This window comes from Staphylococcus sp. GDX7P312P, assembly GCF_008385775.1.
GTDB lineage: Bacteria > Bacillota > Bacilli > Staphylococcales > Staphylococcaceae > Staphylococcus > Staphylococcus haemolyticus.
The window spans coordinates 1-237 of sequence record NZ_VUKI01000100.1 but is presented as its reverse complement, the minus strand read 5'-3'; the positions used below and the strand labels follow the sequence as shown (position 1 = coordinate 237).

The window sequence follows — 237 nt, the reverse complement described above, 5'->3', positions numbered from 1 at the left end:
AAGAAGACGTTTTAGCATCTATTAAAGAACATGTCACATACGCGAAACAATTATTTGACGTTGTTCAATTTTCACCTGAAGATGCAACGCGTACTGAATTACCATTCTTAGTGAAATGTGTACAAACTGCCGTTGACGCTGGAGCTACAGTTATTAATATTCCTGATACAGTCGGCTACAGTTACCATGATGAATATGCACATATTTTCAAAACCTTAACAGAATCTGTAACATCTT

At 35.9% G+C, this 237-nt stretch carries 1 pseudogene; it reads left to right on the top strand.

Going from position 1 to position 237, the window contains the following annotated elements:
- A pseudogene (locus tag F1592_RS13530) lies at positions 1-237 on the top strand (2-isopropylmalate synthase); the annotation flags it as partial.